12 protein-coding genes are annotated in these 13,946 nt (G+C 70.2%); 9 read left to right on the forward strand and 3 right to left on the reverse strand.

Annotated features, from left to right (window positions below; genetic code table 11):
- Positions 1 to 92 precede the first annotated feature (92 nt).
- From ACIBKX_RS38160 to ACIBKX_RS38180, 5 genes are all read left to right on the forward strand, one after another.
- Positions 93 to 1,013 (forward strand): sugar ABC transporter permease, encoded by a 921-nt coding sequence (locus tag ACIBKX_RS38160; protein ID WP_363272301.1) that lies wholly within the window; start codon positions 93 to 95, stop codon positions 1,011 to 1,013.
- Positions 1,010 to 1,852 (forward strand): carbohydrate ABC transporter permease, encoded by an 843-nt coding sequence (locus ACIBKX_RS38165; protein ID WP_363272186.1) that lies wholly within the window; start codon positions 1,010 to 1,012, stop codon positions 1,850 to 1,852. The genes ACIBKX_RS38160 and ACIBKX_RS38165 overlap by 4 nt, the downstream gene beginning before the upstream one ends.
- Positions 1,852 to 3,141, forward strand: a complete 1,290-nt coding sequence (locus ACIBKX_RS38170) for a sugar ABC transporter substrate-binding protein (RefSeq protein WP_363272185.1) — start codon at positions 1,852 to 1,854, stop codon at positions 3,139 to 3,141. The genes ACIBKX_RS38165 and ACIBKX_RS38170 overlap by 1 nt, the downstream gene beginning before the upstream one ends.
- A gap of 77 nt (positions 3,142 to 3,218) precedes the next feature.
- Complete coding sequence (mgt, locus tag ACIBKX_RS38175) at positions 3,219 to 4,442, forward strand: macrolide-inactivating glycosyltransferase (RefSeq protein WP_363272184.1); 1,224 nt, start codon at positions 3,219 to 3,221, stop codon at positions 4,440 to 4,442.
- 224 nt (positions 4,443 to 4,666) lie between these two features.
- On the forward strand, positions 4,667 to 5,629 hold the full coding sequence (locus tag ACIBKX_RS38180) for a CDP-alcohol phosphatidyltransferase family protein (protein ID WP_363272183.1): 963 nt from the start codon (positions 4,667 to 4,669) through the stop codon (positions 5,627 to 5,629).
- On the opposite strand, the gene ACIBKX_RS38185 is transcribed toward ACIBKX_RS38180, so the two are convergent.
- From ACIBKX_RS38185 to ACIBKX_RS38195, 3 genes are all read right to left on the reverse strand, one after another.
- Positions 5,577 to 6,722 carry a hypothetical protein gene (locus ACIBKX_RS38185; protein ID WP_363272182.1) on the reverse strand — a complete coding sequence of 382 codons (1,146 nt, stop codon included), beginning with the start codon at positions 6,720 to 6,722 and terminating at the stop codon, positions 5,577 to 5,579. The genes ACIBKX_RS38180 and ACIBKX_RS38185 overlap by 53 nt on opposite strands.
- Positions 6,723 to 6,786: 64 nt before the next feature.
- Positions 6,787 to 7,827: a hypothetical protein gene (locus ACIBKX_RS38190; RefSeq protein ID WP_363272181.1), complete on the reverse strand. Its 1,041-nt coding sequence runs from the start codon at positions 7,825 to 7,827 to the stop codon at positions 6,787 to 6,789.
- An 81-nt stretch (positions 7,828 to 7,908) separates the two neighbouring features.
- Entirely contained in the window at positions 7,909 to 10,164 is a 2,256-nt protein-coding gene (locus tag ACIBKX_RS38195; RefSeq protein WP_363272180.1) for an MMPL family transporter, read from the reverse strand.
- A 394-nt stretch (positions 10,165 to 10,558) separates the two neighbouring features.
- Between ACIBKX_RS38195 and ACIBKX_RS38200 the strand changes: the two genes are divergently transcribed.
- From ACIBKX_RS38200 to ACIBKX_RS38215, 4 genes are all read left to right on the forward strand, one after another.
- Positions 10,559 to 11,767, forward strand: a complete 1,209-nt coding sequence (locus ACIBKX_RS38200; RefSeq protein ID WP_363272179.1) for a S8 family peptidase — start codon at positions 10,559 to 10,561, stop codon at positions 11,765 to 11,767.
- Between the two features lie 116 nt (positions 11,768 to 11,883).
- On the forward strand, positions 11,884 to 12,447 hold the full coding sequence (locus ACIBKX_RS38205; RefSeq protein ID WP_363272178.1) for a DUF1697 domain-containing protein: 564 nt from the start codon (positions 11,884 to 11,886) through the stop codon (positions 12,445 to 12,447).
- Positions 12,440 to 12,823: a nuclear transport factor 2 family protein gene (locus ACIBKX_RS38210; RefSeq protein ID WP_363272177.1), complete on the forward strand. Its 384-nt coding sequence runs from the start codon at positions 12,440 to 12,442 to the stop codon at positions 12,821 to 12,823. Before ACIBKX_RS38205 ends, ACIBKX_RS38210 begins: the two co-directional genes overlap by 8 nt.
- Positions 12,824 to 12,897: 74 nt before the next feature.
- Positions 12,898 to 13,926 carry a 2-dehydropantoate 2-reductase N-terminal domain-containing protein gene (locus ACIBKX_RS38215; protein ID WP_363272176.1) on the forward strand — a complete coding sequence of 343 codons (1,029 nt, stop codon included), beginning with the start codon at positions 12,898 to 12,900 and terminating at the stop codon, positions 13,924 to 13,926.
- The last annotated feature ends 20 nt before the right edge of the window (positions 13,927 to 13,946 follow it).

The following is a 13,946-nucleotide window of genomic DNA, read 5'->3' on the forward strand; positions in this document are numbered from 1 at the left end:
CTTGACGTATCAAGATCCCATCAGCACGATGACGGGGGCCGCGTGGGCGGCCAAACCCCGATGAGCCGCCCAAAGGAGCCGATTCCGTGACATTGGCGACCGCAACGACGCGGTCAGCGAAGAAGGGCGCGCCCGACCGCAGACGGGCCGACCACGGCGCCTGGTTCCTGGTGCTGCCCGCGCTGATCCCCATCCTGATCCTGAGCGTGGGCCCGCTCCTCTACGGCATCACCCTCGCGTTCACCGACTCCCAGTCGGGCCGCACCGAGCCCACCGAGTGGATCGGGCTCCTCAACTTCCAGGACCTGCTGCACGACACGCTGTTCTGGGACTCGTTCCGGATCGGCCTGCTGTGGGCGATCGGCGTGACGGTGCCCCAGTTCCTCCTGGCACTGGGCCTCGCACTCCTGCTCAACCAGAACCTGCGCTTCCGCTGGCTGGCCCGGTCGCTCGCGATCATCCCCTGGGCGATGCCCGAGGTGGTCGTCGGCATCATGTGGCGCCTGGTCTACAACCCGGACGCGGGTGTCCTGAACGAGACCTTGCGCAACCTCGGTTTCGGCGACGGTCGCGACTGGCTCACGGGCCTGGGCACCGCACTGCCCGCGGTGATCGTCGTGGGCATCTGGGCGGGCATGCCGCAGACCACCGTCGCGCTGCTCGCCGGACTCCAGAACACCCCGCGCGAACTGCACGAGGCCGCCGAGATGGACGGCGCCGGCGCCTGGCGCCGCTTCCGCACGGTCACCTGGCCGGCCCTGAAGCCGGTCGCCCTCGCCATCACGGCGCTCAACTTCATCTGGAACTTCAACTCCTTCGCCCTGGTCTACGTCCTGACCAACGGCGGCCCCGGCGGCCGCACCCGCCTCCCCATGCTCTTCGCGTACGAAGAGGCTTTCCGCTACGGCCAGTTCGGCTACGCGGCGGCGATGGGCTGCGTCATGGTCGCGGTCATCTCGGTGATCCTCGCGTTCTACCTCGTGGGCCGGCTGAAGGGGGGCGACGAGAAGTGAGTACGACACGCACCAGCAAGCCCGCACGCGCGGGGCAGTACCTCGCGCTCCTCTGCTATCTGATCTTCCTCGCCTTCCCCTTCCTCTGGCTGATCTCCACGGCCTTCAAGCCGCCGCGCGAACTGGCCAGCCTGCACCCCACCTGGATCCCCGAGGACCCGACCCTCGCCAACTTCCGCCAGGCCTTTGACGAACAGCCGCTCCTGCGCGCCGCGGGCAACTCGCTGATCGCCGCGGTCTGCGCGGCCCTCATCGCCGTACTCATCGCGACCCCCATGGCGTACGTCATGGCGCGGCACCGCACACTGCTCGCGCGGGCCGCCACCGGCTGGGTCGTGGTCAGTCAGGCGTTCCCGTTCGTCCTGGTGATCATCCCGCTCTTCCTGGTCCTGAAGAACCTCGGCCAGATCAACTCGCTGCCCGGCCTGATCATGGTGTACGTGGTGTGGGCGCTGCCCTTCGCGCTGTGGATGCTGGTCGGCTATGTGCGCGCCGTACCCACGGAGTTGGAGGAGGCGGCGGCCGTCGACGGCGCGGGCAAGCTCCGCACGCTCGTCTCGATCACCGCGCCGCTGCTCGCGCCCGGCATCGTCGCCACGGTCCTGTTCGCCTTCATCACCGCGTGGAACGAGTTCTTCTTCGCGCTCGTCCTGCTCAAGACCCCGGAGAAACAGACGTTGCCGGTCGTCCTCACGCACTTCATCGGCGCGGAGGGCGCGGCCGACCTCGGCCCGCTCGCCGCCGCCGCGTTCCTCGCGACGCTGCCCTCGCTCGTCATCTTCGCCGTAATCCAGAAGCGGATCACGGGCGGCATGCTGGCCGGGGCGGTGAAGAGCTGATGCGCGCACGCCTGGTCACCGCGGTCGCGGCCTCCCTCACCCTGCTGCTCGCCGGGTGCAGCGGCGACTCCGGCGAGTCCGACGACGGCAGGATCACCCTCCGCTTCCAGTCGCTGGCCTGGCAGAAGGAGTCGGTCGACGCCAACAAGGAACTCGTCGACGAGTGGAACGCGAGCCATCCGGACGTCAAGGTCGAGTACGTCCAGGGCAGTTGGGACAGCGTCCACGACCAGCTGCTCACCTCCTTCGAGGGCGGCGAGGCGCCCGACATCATCCATGACGCCTCGGACGACCTCGCGGACTTCGCGTACGGCGGCTATCTCGCGGATCTGGGCGAGCTGCTGCCCGAGCGGCTCAAGTCCGACATCCCGAAGCGGAGCTGGGAGACGACGACCTTCGGGGACGGCGTCTATGGAGTGCCGTTCCTCCAGGAGCCGCGCGTCCTGATCGCCAACGCGAAATGGCTCAAGGAGTCCGGGGTCAGGATCCCGACCCCCGAGAAGCCCTGGTCCTGGGACGAGTTCCGCTCGGTCACCAAAGAGCTGAGTGACGGCAAGGGCAAGTACGGAGTCGCCTGGCCGCTCAAGGAGCCGGTCTCCGCGACGCTCAACCTCTCGCTCTCGACCGGCGGCAAGATGTTCCACCGGGGCGCCGACGGCAAGGTCGACATCCGCTTCGAGAAGGCCGACGAGATCATGCCGCGCACGGTGCACGACCAGGTGAACGTGGACAAGAGCGCGTCGAGCACGACCCTCGGCATGGGCGGCTCCGACACCCTGCCCGGCTTCTTCGGCGGCAAGTACGCGATGGTGCCGCTCGGCTTCTCCTACCGCCAGCAGATCGTCCAGCAGGCGCCGAAGGGCTTCGACTGGCAGGTGCTGCCCGCCCCGGCGGGCGCGGAGGGGCTCGCGCAAGGCGTCAGCCCGCAGACCCTTTCCGTGTCGGAGGACACCGAACACAAGAAGGAGGCGGTCGAGTTCATCGACTTCCTCCTCAAGCCGCAGAACATGGTGCGGCTCGCGCGGGGCGACTGGATGCTGCCGACCGGCTCGGCGGCCCTGAAGGATCCGGCCCTGCGGACGGAGAAGAACGACTGGGCCGTGGGCACGGCCCTGGCCGCCGACCTCCGGTCGGCGCCGGCCCAGTCGGTGCGGGGCTATGCGGAGTGGAAGGACAAGGTGGCGACGCCCGCGCTGCAGGAGTACTACAGCGGGGCGATCGATCTGGACGAGCTGAGGCATCGACTGGTGGAGGACGGCAACTTGGTGCTCGCGAGGTACCAGAGGTAGGGGAGGGGCGGCGAGGGGCGGGGAGACACGAAGAAGGCGGGTTGCACGAGACGTCTCGTCTCGTCTATGGTCTCTCCATGACCACACGCCAGCGTGCCCATATCGCCATGTTCTCCATCGCCGCCCACGGGCACGTCAACCCGAGCCTCGAAGTGATCCGCGAGCTCGTCGCCCGCGGGCACCGCGTCACGTACGCGATCCCGCCGCTCTTCGCCGAGAAGGTCGCCGAGACGGGCGCCGAGGTCGTTCCCTTCACGACGACGCTGCCGGGCCCGGACGCCGACCCCGAGGCCTGGGGGACCGAGCTCATCGACAACATCGAGCCGTTCCTCGCCGAGGCGATCAGCACGCTGCCCCAGCTGGCGGCGGCGTACGAAGGAGACGAGCCCGACCTCGTCCTGCACGACATCACCTCCTACGCGGCACGTGTCCTCGCCCGCCGCTGGGGCGTGCCCGAGGTCTCGCTCTCGCCGAACCTGGTGGCCTGGGACGGCTACGAGGAAGAGGTCTCCGAGCCCATGTACGCCGACCTGAAGGCGTCCGAGCGGGGCCAGGCCTACTACGCGCGCTTCCACGCCTGGCTGGAGGAGAACGGGATCACCCAGCACCCCGACCCCTTCGTCGGCCGTCCGTTCCGCTCGCTCGTGCTCATCCCCAAGGCGCTGCAGCCGAACGCCGACCGGGTCGACGAGGGCGTGCACACCTTCGTCGGCGCCTGCCAGGGGGACCGCTCGGCGCAGGGTGACTGGCAGCGTCCCGCCGACGCGGAGAAGGTGCTGCTCGTCTCGCTGGGCTCGTCGTTCACCAAGCAGCCGGAGTTCTACCGGGAGTGCATCAAGGCGTTCGGGGATCTGCCCGGCTGGCATGTGGTCCTCCAGGTCGGCGGGCACGTCGACGTGAGCGAGTTGGGGGACGTGCCCGCGAACGTGGAGGTGCGCTCCTGGGTGCCGCAGCTCGCGATCCTCGAGCAGGCCGACGCGTTCATCACGCACGCCGGGGCCGGCGGCAGCCAGGAAGGACTCGCCACCCAGACCCCGATGGTCGCGGTGCCGCAGGCCGTCGACCAGTTCGGCAACGCCGACATGCTCCAGGCCCTCGGCGTCGCCCGGCACATTCCCATGGCGGAGGCCACCGCCGGGACGCTGCGCGAGGCGGTGCTCGCGCTGACCGGAGACCCGGAAGTGGCACGCAAGTTGAGCGAGGTGCGGGCCGGGATGGCGGGGGAGGGCGGCACGAAGATGGCGGCCGATCTCATCGAGGCGGAGCTGGCGAAGGCTGCCGGGCGGGCCGGCGGGGCGTAAGGCTCCGGGCCGCTGGAGGGTAACGCTCTGTGAAGCGTTTCGGTAACGTCCCGGTCATTCGATAACGCTCCGGTAACGCAGCCCAGTTCTGGTGAGGCCATTGACTCGCCCTGAAAGGTTGACCGTTACCCCCGGTCAAAGGTTGCACGGCCAGGTTCTTGTTCCTTGAACCAATCGGTTCTTAGCGTGAGGTGAACTTTCCACGAACGCCAGGAAGTTGACCCATGCGACGAGACATACCGCCCCTCGCCGAGGTGCGCCGCATCACCCAGAAGAAGCGTGACGCGTGGTGGACCGTGTTGCTTGTCGACCCGGTCGCCACGCCGCTCGTGCGGTTGACGGCCATGCGGACGCGGATCACCCCGAACCAGATCACGTGGGGCGCGTTCCTCCTCGGTCTCGCGTCCGCGGCGTGTTTCGCGCTCGGTGACTGGCAGTGGCTGGTGGCCGGTGCCGTGATCTATCACGTCAGCTTCATCTTCGACTGCATGGACGGCAAGATCGCGCGGCTCACCGGCACCGGTTCGGTGTTCGGGGCGTGGCTCGACTTCGTCTTCGACCGGATCCGCGTGATGGCGTGTGCGGTGGCGCTGATGTGGGGTCAGTACGACCGCACCGGCGAGTCCATCTACATCTGGGCCGCGGTCGCCGTCGTCGGACTCGACACGCTGCGCTACATCAACTCCCTGGAGATCTTCAAGATCCGGCACTCCATGCGCAAGCAGATCAAGGTGCGGATGAAGGCGGCCCGCCGGGCGGAGAACCAGGCCGAGCTCGCCTTCATGGAGGACCTGCTGCGGGACAACCCCGAGGCGGACGTCGAGCAGGACCTGCAGAAGGCGCGCTCCGAGGCGGGGATCCCTCAGGCTCCGGCCGCCGCGGCGCCCAAGGCTCAGGTCATCGACCTGCACCAGGAGTTCCGGCACAAGTTCCCCGCGTATCTGCGGGCGCGGTCGTTCCTGCTGCGGCACCGGATCCGTACGCATCTGGTGAGCGGCATCGAGTTCCAGATGGGCGTCTTCATGATCGGCCCGCTGTTCGACGTGGTGCTGCCGGCGACGATCGTCTCCGGTGCGCTGCTGCTGGTCTTCGAACTGGCCATCATCTACAAGCTGCTGCTGTCGACGCGTGACTTCACGCGGACGATCGACTCGTTCGAGGAGCGGAAGGTGGTGGCTGCGGCGTAGCCGCGGACGCCACACCGTGCAGCCGCTCCAACCGACGCTGCACCGCCTCGAGCGCACCCTGCCGCCGCCCCGGCACATGGCGGCGCAGGGCGATGAGCGTCGGGGCGAGGGCACGGGCCCGTTCCAGGTCGCCGACCTGCTCCCACTGGTGGTGGGCGCGGTCGACCGCGGCTTCGACCTCGGGGTCGTCCACGGGCTGCTGCCGGATCAGCCGGGCCTCGGCCGCCGCCGCCCACAACTCGCTGGAGCGGGCCGGGTCGTCGGCGAGACGGGCGAGGTCGGCCCTGACCTCGAGCCAGTGGAGGGCCTCGGCCGAGCCGGTGCCGTGGGTGCGCAGCGCCTCGCTCTCCCACATGGCCGCGATCGAGGCGGCCTCCCCGTGCCGGCCGTCGTGCGCCGCGGCCAGGATCGCCGGATGGGGGTCCCCGGCCACGGCAGGGCCGGGGGCCTCGACGGCCAGGAGCAGCGCGTCGCCGCCCCCGGCCTCCGCCACCGCCCGCTCGTGGAGCTGGGCCAGCGGCGGCTGCGCCCCGCTGCGCCAGATCGCCGCGCAGGCCTTCAGATAGTCGGGGGCGACGGTCGTACGGCGGGCCGGTGGCGGAACGATCCTCCCGTACAGCCGGACCCCGTGGCCGAGCGCGAGGCCGTCGGCGGTGAGCCGCTCCCAGGCACCGGCGTCGGCGACCAGGTCGACCACCACCGTCGTCGCCGCGCCCGGCCTGCGCAGCCTGAGCTCGGCGGCCAGCCAGTGCCAGGGCAGCCCGGTGTAGCGCAGGGTGGCGGGCGTGGTGCGGGCGAGCGCGAGATGGAGCAGGCGCTGTTTGTGGTCGAGGTGGAGCTGGCCGGTGACGTAGAGGGAGAGCGGGCCGGGTGTCGCGGCGGCGGCGCGGATGCGCGTGAGCACGGTCTGCGGGTCGAGCGGATCGGCGAGTTCGACCACCGTCGCCGCCGCCGTCCCGGTCAGGGCCGGCGGCGGCACCGCCGCGAGCGAGGGCAGCACCGAAGTCGCCTCGATCAGTTGCCCCTTGCCGGCCGGGGCGGCAGCGATCAGCAACGCGGTACCGGGCGCCGTCCCCTCCTCTGTGATCAGCATTCAAGAACCGTAACCGCTGCCCGGGGGTGGGACCGCCCCCGGACTGCCCCCGGACCGCCCCCGCTCAGTCCTCCCAGTCCTCCTCGTCACCGCCCCGCATGGTGCGCCAGCCGTCGAGGTCTTCCAGGGACTCCCGCGCCAACTCGGCGTAGTGCACCGGGCATTCCCACAACTCACGGGCCGCCAGCTCGGCGGGCACGGGGGTCTCTGGGTGCTCGTCCGGCGCGTACAGATGGAGCACCGCGCGATAGCGGCTCTCCGTGCTGGACTTGGCGGTGGGCCAGGGATGGCGCGGATGGTCGCACGAGACGTCCAGGTCGATGGTGCCGACCGCGGCGGCCATGTCTCGCGCGTAGGAGGGCGGCAGACCCGCGTACGTCTGGGCTATGCCCATCCACAGACAGAGGAACAGGCCGATCCGCTCCTCGTCCCGCACCTGCCCGGAGAGCCACCGGCGGGCGGACCAGAGGCCGACCGGGCCGGTGTTGTTCTCCCAGCTGCGGCGGATCGCCCCCTGCATGGCGGCGATGTCGATGCCGCCGTCCTCCCGGACGAACAGCTCGTCCAGATGGGAGACGTCGATGCCGCCGAATATCTCCTGGTACGCCTCGCGCATCCGGTCAGCGGCCTGCTCGGCGAGCTCCACGAGGTGGCTCTCGCAGTCGAACCGGGTCAACTCCTCGGGGCCCAGGCCGTAGTCCTCGGCGAACGCCGTGCGCCCGGCCTCGGTCAGCAGGTTCACTCCCACCTCGACCGCGTATTCCGAGTCCAGGTTCCCGGGATGGGCGCCGTCCGGGCAGTCGCAGGAGTCGTCGTCCAGCTCCGCGAGGATCCCCTCCAGGGCCTTTGTGTACGACGTGAAGACGGACTTGCTGAAGACGCGCGCGGCGGCGTACCAGCAAGTGGCGTTCAGGAGGATCGTGTACCCGGTCAGCGCGCGGCGGCCGTCCGGTGTGGCCGCACGGCGGACGGCATCCGCGGCGTCGTCGGCGAGGCCGGAGAGGGCCGCCTCCGGATCTACATAGGGATAGTCGCTGACGATCCCGCGCAGGTCGGAGATCAGTTCGCGGTGTTCGGCCGAGAGGCCGGGCATGGCTTCAGTCACATCCGTAACCGACGATCATGCCCGGCGGGCGGTTCCCCGTGTGTGGGGGGGCGGGGCGCGAGGCCCCGCCCCCCCACCCGGCTAGCCCGCCCGCACCCGCTCCGGCGCCGACGGCGCCCCCACCGCCCCCGGCGACGCCTCGTCATGCGTCAGGTCCGGGAGCCGCCGCAGCCACCGCGGCAGATACCAGTTCCGCTCCCCGAGCAGCGCCATCACAGCCGGAAGCAGCACTCCGCGGATCACCGTCGCGTCGATCAGGACCGCCGCCGCGAGGCCGACGCCCATCTGCTTCATCGACTGCATCGACAGCGTCCCGAAGATCGCGAAGACGGCGACCATGATGACCGCGGCGCTCGTGACGACGCCCGCCGTCGTCACCACGCCGTGGCTGATCGCGTCCTTCGTCGTACGCCCCTGGAGCCGCGCCTCCCGGATCCGGGAGACCACGAACACGTGGTAGTCCATGGAGAGTCCGAAGAGGATCACGAAGAGGAACAGGGGGAGCCAGGCGATGATCGCGCCCACGCCCTCCGCGCCCACCAACGACGCGCCCCAGCCGTGCTGGAAGACCATCACGAGGATTCCGTACGCCGCCCCGACCGAGAGGAGGTTCAGCACGATCGACGTGATCGCGATCGTCAGGGAGCGGAACGAGAGCAGCATCAGGACGAAGGCGAAGACGACCACGAACGCGAAGACCGGCGGGACGGACGACGTCAGCTGGTCGTTGAAGTCCTTCGAACCCGCCACCTGACCCGTCACCGGCGCCTCGACGCCGTCGACCTCGCCGAGCGTCGCGGGCCGCACCTTGTCCCGGATCAGGTCGAGGCTCTGCTCGGCCCGGCCCTGGTCGGATCCGCCGATCAGCGGCACGGAGAGGAACGCGACGTTCTCCCGCGCGTGCACCTTCACGTCGACCGGACCCTTGGACGCGCCCGAACTCACCGCCTGTTCACGGAAGTCCGCGATCGCCGCCCGCACCGGCGCCGCGTCGATGTCGTCGGCCTTCACCACCACCTCGGCGGGTTCCGAGCCGCCGGGAAACGCCTCGTTGACCCGCTCGTACGTCGCCACGATCGGCAGCGAGTCGCCGAACTCCTGGTCCAGGGTGAGCTGTTGGGTCTTCATGCCCAGGGCGGGCAGCGCGATCGCCGCGAGCACACCCGCGGCCACGGCCACCGAGACGACCGGGCGTTTCAGGACCCGGCCGACCACCGCACGCCACAGCCTGCTCTCGCTCGGTACGCCGCCGGCCCGCTCCCGGCGCCGCAGGAACGGCACGCGACCCTTCTCCACCCGCTCGCCGAGCAGCGAGAGCAGCGCGGGCAGCACGGTCACCGAGCCGACCATGGCGACCGCGACCACCATCAGCGAGGCGACGCCCATCGCCTCGAATTCGCCGATGCCGGTGAAGAGCATGCCCGCCATCGCCACGCACACCGTGATGCCCGAGACGATCACGGCCCGGCCGCTGGTGGCCGCCGCGACGCTCAGCGCGGTGTGGGCGTCGTGCCCCTTGGCGCGTTCCTCGCGCTCGCGCCGCAAGTAGAAGAGGCAGTAGTCGACGCCGACCGCGAGGCCCACCAGGAGCATCACGGAGTTCGCCGTCTCGCTCATCGGCTGCACCTGGCTGACCACGGCCATCAGGCCCATCGTCGCCATGATCGCGGTGATCGCGAGCGCCACCGGGAGCAGCGCCGCGACCAGCGCGCCGAACGCGATCAGGAGGATGCCGAAGGCGACCGGCACCGCGGAGTACTCCGCCTGCTGGAAGTCGTTGCCGAAGGCGTCGTCGAACGTCTTCTGCATGCTCGCGCCGCCGATCTCCTCGATCCGCAGCTCCTTGTGCCGGTCTGCGACCTCGTCGACCGCCTTCAGGACCGGTTCGACCCGGTCGCCCGCGGTCTCGTCGTCGCCGCGCATGTCGAAGCGCACCAGCGCGCTGCGGCCGTCCTTGGAGATCGAGTCGCTCTTATAGGGAGAGGTGACGGCTGTTACCTCTCCGGTGGACTCGACGGCCTCCATGACGTCGGCGACGGCCTTGCGGAAGCCGGGGTCGGTCGCCTTTGCCGCGCCCGCCCCGCCGTCCGCGGCCTGGACGAGGACCGTCTCGGCGGCCGGTTCGTCGATCCCGGCGTCGTCCACGATCCGTGTCGCCTGACTCGTCTCGCCCTTCAGGTCGCCCTGGTCGACGTCGGACCGGCCCACGGCCGAGCCCAGTGCCATCGACACCACGACGAAGAGCACCCAGATGCCCACGGCCGCCCATCGGTGCTCGGCGCTCCATCCGCCGGCCCGAGCGGCTATCCCCCGTACCCGTACGTTGTCATTCCCCATGGCCCCGAAGCTAGGGCGGGAGCGGGCGGACGCACGTCGTGCGGGCCGGTGACAAGGGCGGCCGGATCTCATCCCTTCGACCCTCACAGGGCTCCTCGCCGAGGAGGAGCAAGACGTTACAAGGCCCTTACATCTATGGGCACTTCGGCGGCTCGGCCGGCCGCGCTCGGGGGGCTTCGTGACGGGGCTGTCCGTTCTGCCGACGAGGGTCCGATTTGTTATTACGGAACCTTGTTGAACAAGTCACAGGTGTATGTAGGTATTGATCTGCGCGCGTCAATCAGTCAGGGTTTCGTCCCAACACCCGGAGATCTTCCGGAGATCAATGGGTGATGCAGTGAAGTTTTGAAATCCCCCACATCCCCCCACAATCACCACGAGGAGACCCCTCTTCATGGCAACTCACAAGCGTGCACGTTCGCTGAAGCTCACCGCGGCGATAGCCACCACCGCCACCGCGATCGGTGTGACTGTCTTCGCCACGTCCTTCGCCGGAGCGGCCACCCCCGCCGAGGGCAAGGTCTACGGCCTCGACGCCAAGGGCGCCGTCGCCGGCAGCTACATCGTGATGCTCGACGAGAAGGCCGACAAGGGCGCCAAGTCGGACCTCGCCGAGGAGTACGGCGGCTCGCTCAAGCGCAACTACTCCTCCGCGATCAACGGCTTCTCCGCCAAGGGTCTGACCGAGACCGAGGCCAAGCAGCTGGCCGCCGACCCGGCCGTGGGCAAGGTCGTCCAGTCGAAGAAGTTCACCATCGACGCCACCCAGGACAACCCGCCGTCGTGGGGCCTGGACCGCATCGACCAGGCGGACACCGCGGGCGACAAGAAGTACACGTACCCGGACGCGGGCGGTGAGGGCGCCACGGCGTACGTCATCGACACCGGTGTCCGCGTCAGCCACAAGGACTTCGGCGGCCGCGCCGTCTCCGGCTTCGACGCCGTGGACAACGACGACAACGCGGACGACGGCAACGGCCACGGCACGCACGTCGCCGGCACCATCGCCGGTGAGGCGCACGGTGTCGCCAAGAAGGCGAAGATCGTCGCGGTCCGCGTCCTGGACGACCAGGGCTCCGGCACCACCGAGCAGGTCGTCGCGGGCATCGACTGGGTCACCAAGAACCACGAGGGCCCCTCGGTCGCCAACATGAGCCTCGGCGGCGGAGCCGACGAAGCGCTCGACGCGGCCGTGCAGAAGTCGATCGCCGCGGGCGTCACCTACGGCGTGGCCGCGGGCAACGAGTCCAGCGACGCCGGCCAGGGCTCCCCGTCCCGCGTGAAGGAGGCCATCACGGTCGCCTCCTCCACCAAGGACGACGAGCAGTCGGACTTCTCCAACTTCGGCTCGGTCGTGGACATCTACGCCCCGGGCTCGGACATCACGTCCGCCTGGAACACGGACGACGAGGCCACCAAGACCATCTCCGGTACGTCGATGGCCACCCCGCACGTCGTGGGCGCCGCCGCCCTCTACGTGGCCGCCAACCCGGACGCCAAGCCCGCGGACGTCGCCAAGGCGCTGACCGACGGTGCGACCCCGGACAAGATCTCGAACCCGAGCGAGGGCACGCCGAACAAGCTGCTCAAGGTCGGCGAGTAGGCACCCCGCAGGGCATACGCCCGACCCGTTGCCCCGGGACCCCGGGCAACACCCAGTGAACCGGCGGCCGTCGCGCCCACCCCCACGGGGCGCGGCGGCCGTCTTATGGTGTGCGGATGACGGTCAAGGCGTACGCGGCGCTCCTCCGCGGCATCAACGTGGGCGGCAAGAAGAAGGTGCCGATGGGGGAGTTGCGTACGCTGCTCGCCGGGCTCGGCCTCGGCGACGTACGCACCTATCTGCAGAGCGGCAACGCGGTCTTCACCAGCGACGCGGGCGACGAGGACGCGCTCGCGGCGCGGATCGGCGGGGTGATCGAGGGGCACTTCGGCTTTCCCGTGGACGTCGTGGTGCGCGGCGGCCCCTATCTGCGGGCCGTGGCCGACGCCTGCCCGTTCCCCGCGGACACGCTGGAGGGCAAGCAACTGCACGTCACGTACTTCTCCGGGCCGGTCGACGCCGCCCGCCTCGACGGCATCGACGCGGCGGCCTTCCTGCCGGAGGAGTTCCGGCTCGGCGACCGCGCGCTCTATCTGTACGCCCCCGACGGCCTCGGCCGCTCCAAGCTCGGCGAGGTCCTGTCGCGGCCCGCCCTGTTCAAGGGCGTCATCGCCACCAGCCGCAACTGGAACACCGTCCGCAAGCTGGCCGAGCTGACCGAGGAGCCGCACCGTGGCTGACCACACACCCGCCGTGGACGCGGCCATCGAGGCCGAACTGCGGCTGCTCGCCCCCGAGGTGCGCACGTCCCCCGAACTCCTCGGGGCGCTGCTGCACCCCGAGTTCACCGAATTCGGCTCCTCCGGCACCCGCTGGGACCGCGCGTCGATCATCGCGGCGCTGACCGCGGCCGGCGAACAGGCCGCGCGCCCGGTGATGGCCTCGCGCATGCGCGGCGTACAGCTGGCGGACGACCTGGTGCACCTCACCTTCGACACCGAGAGCAATGGCCGCCTGGCGCACCGCAGTTCGCTGTGGCGGCTGAGCGGCGGCCAGTGGCTGCTCTGGTTCCACCAGGGCACCCCGTTCGGCGCGGAGCCCGAAGACGCGGCCTGATCTTTGCCGACGCGGCGCTGATCTTTACCGATGGCCTCGTGACCTGCGGGATCCGGTGTGCGAGGCTCGACCGCATGCGCTACATCATCATTGGGGCAGGAGCGATCGGCGGCACGGTGGGCGGACGGCTCGCCGAGGCCGGACATGAGGTGGTCCTCGTCGCGCGGGGCGCGCACCACGAGGCGATACGGGAGGGCGGACTGCGGGTCAGGACGCCGGACGGGACACGCGCCCACCGGCTTCCCGTCTTCCGGAACCCGGCGGAACTAGGCGAGTTGAGGGCGGACGACGTGCTCTTCCTCGCCGTGAAGACACAGGACTGCGAGGCCGTCGTCGAAGCCTGGGGCGCCCTGCCGGTGACGGGCGGCGGCACGGCGGCCGAGGTGCTCCCGCTGGTCTGCGCGCAGAACGGCGTGGAGAGCGAGCGCATCGCGCTGCGCCGCTTCCGGCGGGTGTACGCGGTGTGCGTCTGGCTGCCCGCGACCCATGTCGAACCGGGCGCGGTCGCCGCCGCCGGTGCCCCTTACACGGGCATCCTGCACATCGGCCGCTACCCCACGGGCACCGACGAAACGGCCCGGCTGATCGCCGCGGACCTGGAGAAGTCGAAGATCATCGCGCCGGTCGTGCCGGACGCGATGCGGTGGAAGTACGGCAAGCTCCTCTCGAACCTGGCCAACTCCATCGAGGCCGTCACGGGCCTGGTCACGAGCGACGAGGCCCTCGCGCTCTTCCGGCGGGCCCGCGCCGAGGGCGAGGCGGTGCTCGCCGCGGCCGGTATCGAGGCGGTCGGCGAACAGGAGCAGAAGGAGTTCCGGGGCGACCGGATCCACTTCGAGCCCTTCGACGGATCGGAACGCGGCGGCGGCTCGTCCTGGCAGAGCCTGAGCCGCGGCACGGGCACCATCGAGGCGGACTACCTCAACGGCGAGATCGCACTCCTGGGCCGGCTGCACGGTGTACCGACACCGGTGAACGACGCGCTGCAGGCCACCGCGAACGCCTTCGCGCGCGAGCGCAGGGAGGCCGGATCGATGCCGGTGGCCGAGCTGATCGAGCTGGTGGAGCGGCACGCGGAGCGGGCGGCGGGCGTCGCCCCGTAAGCGGCTGGCGTCGCCCCGTA

It is taken from the genome of Streptomyces sp. NPDC050658 (assembly GCF_044457025.1).
In the GTDB taxonomy this organism is placed as follows: domain Bacteria; phylum Actinomycetota; class Actinomycetes; order Streptomycetales; family Streptomycetaceae; genus Streptomyces.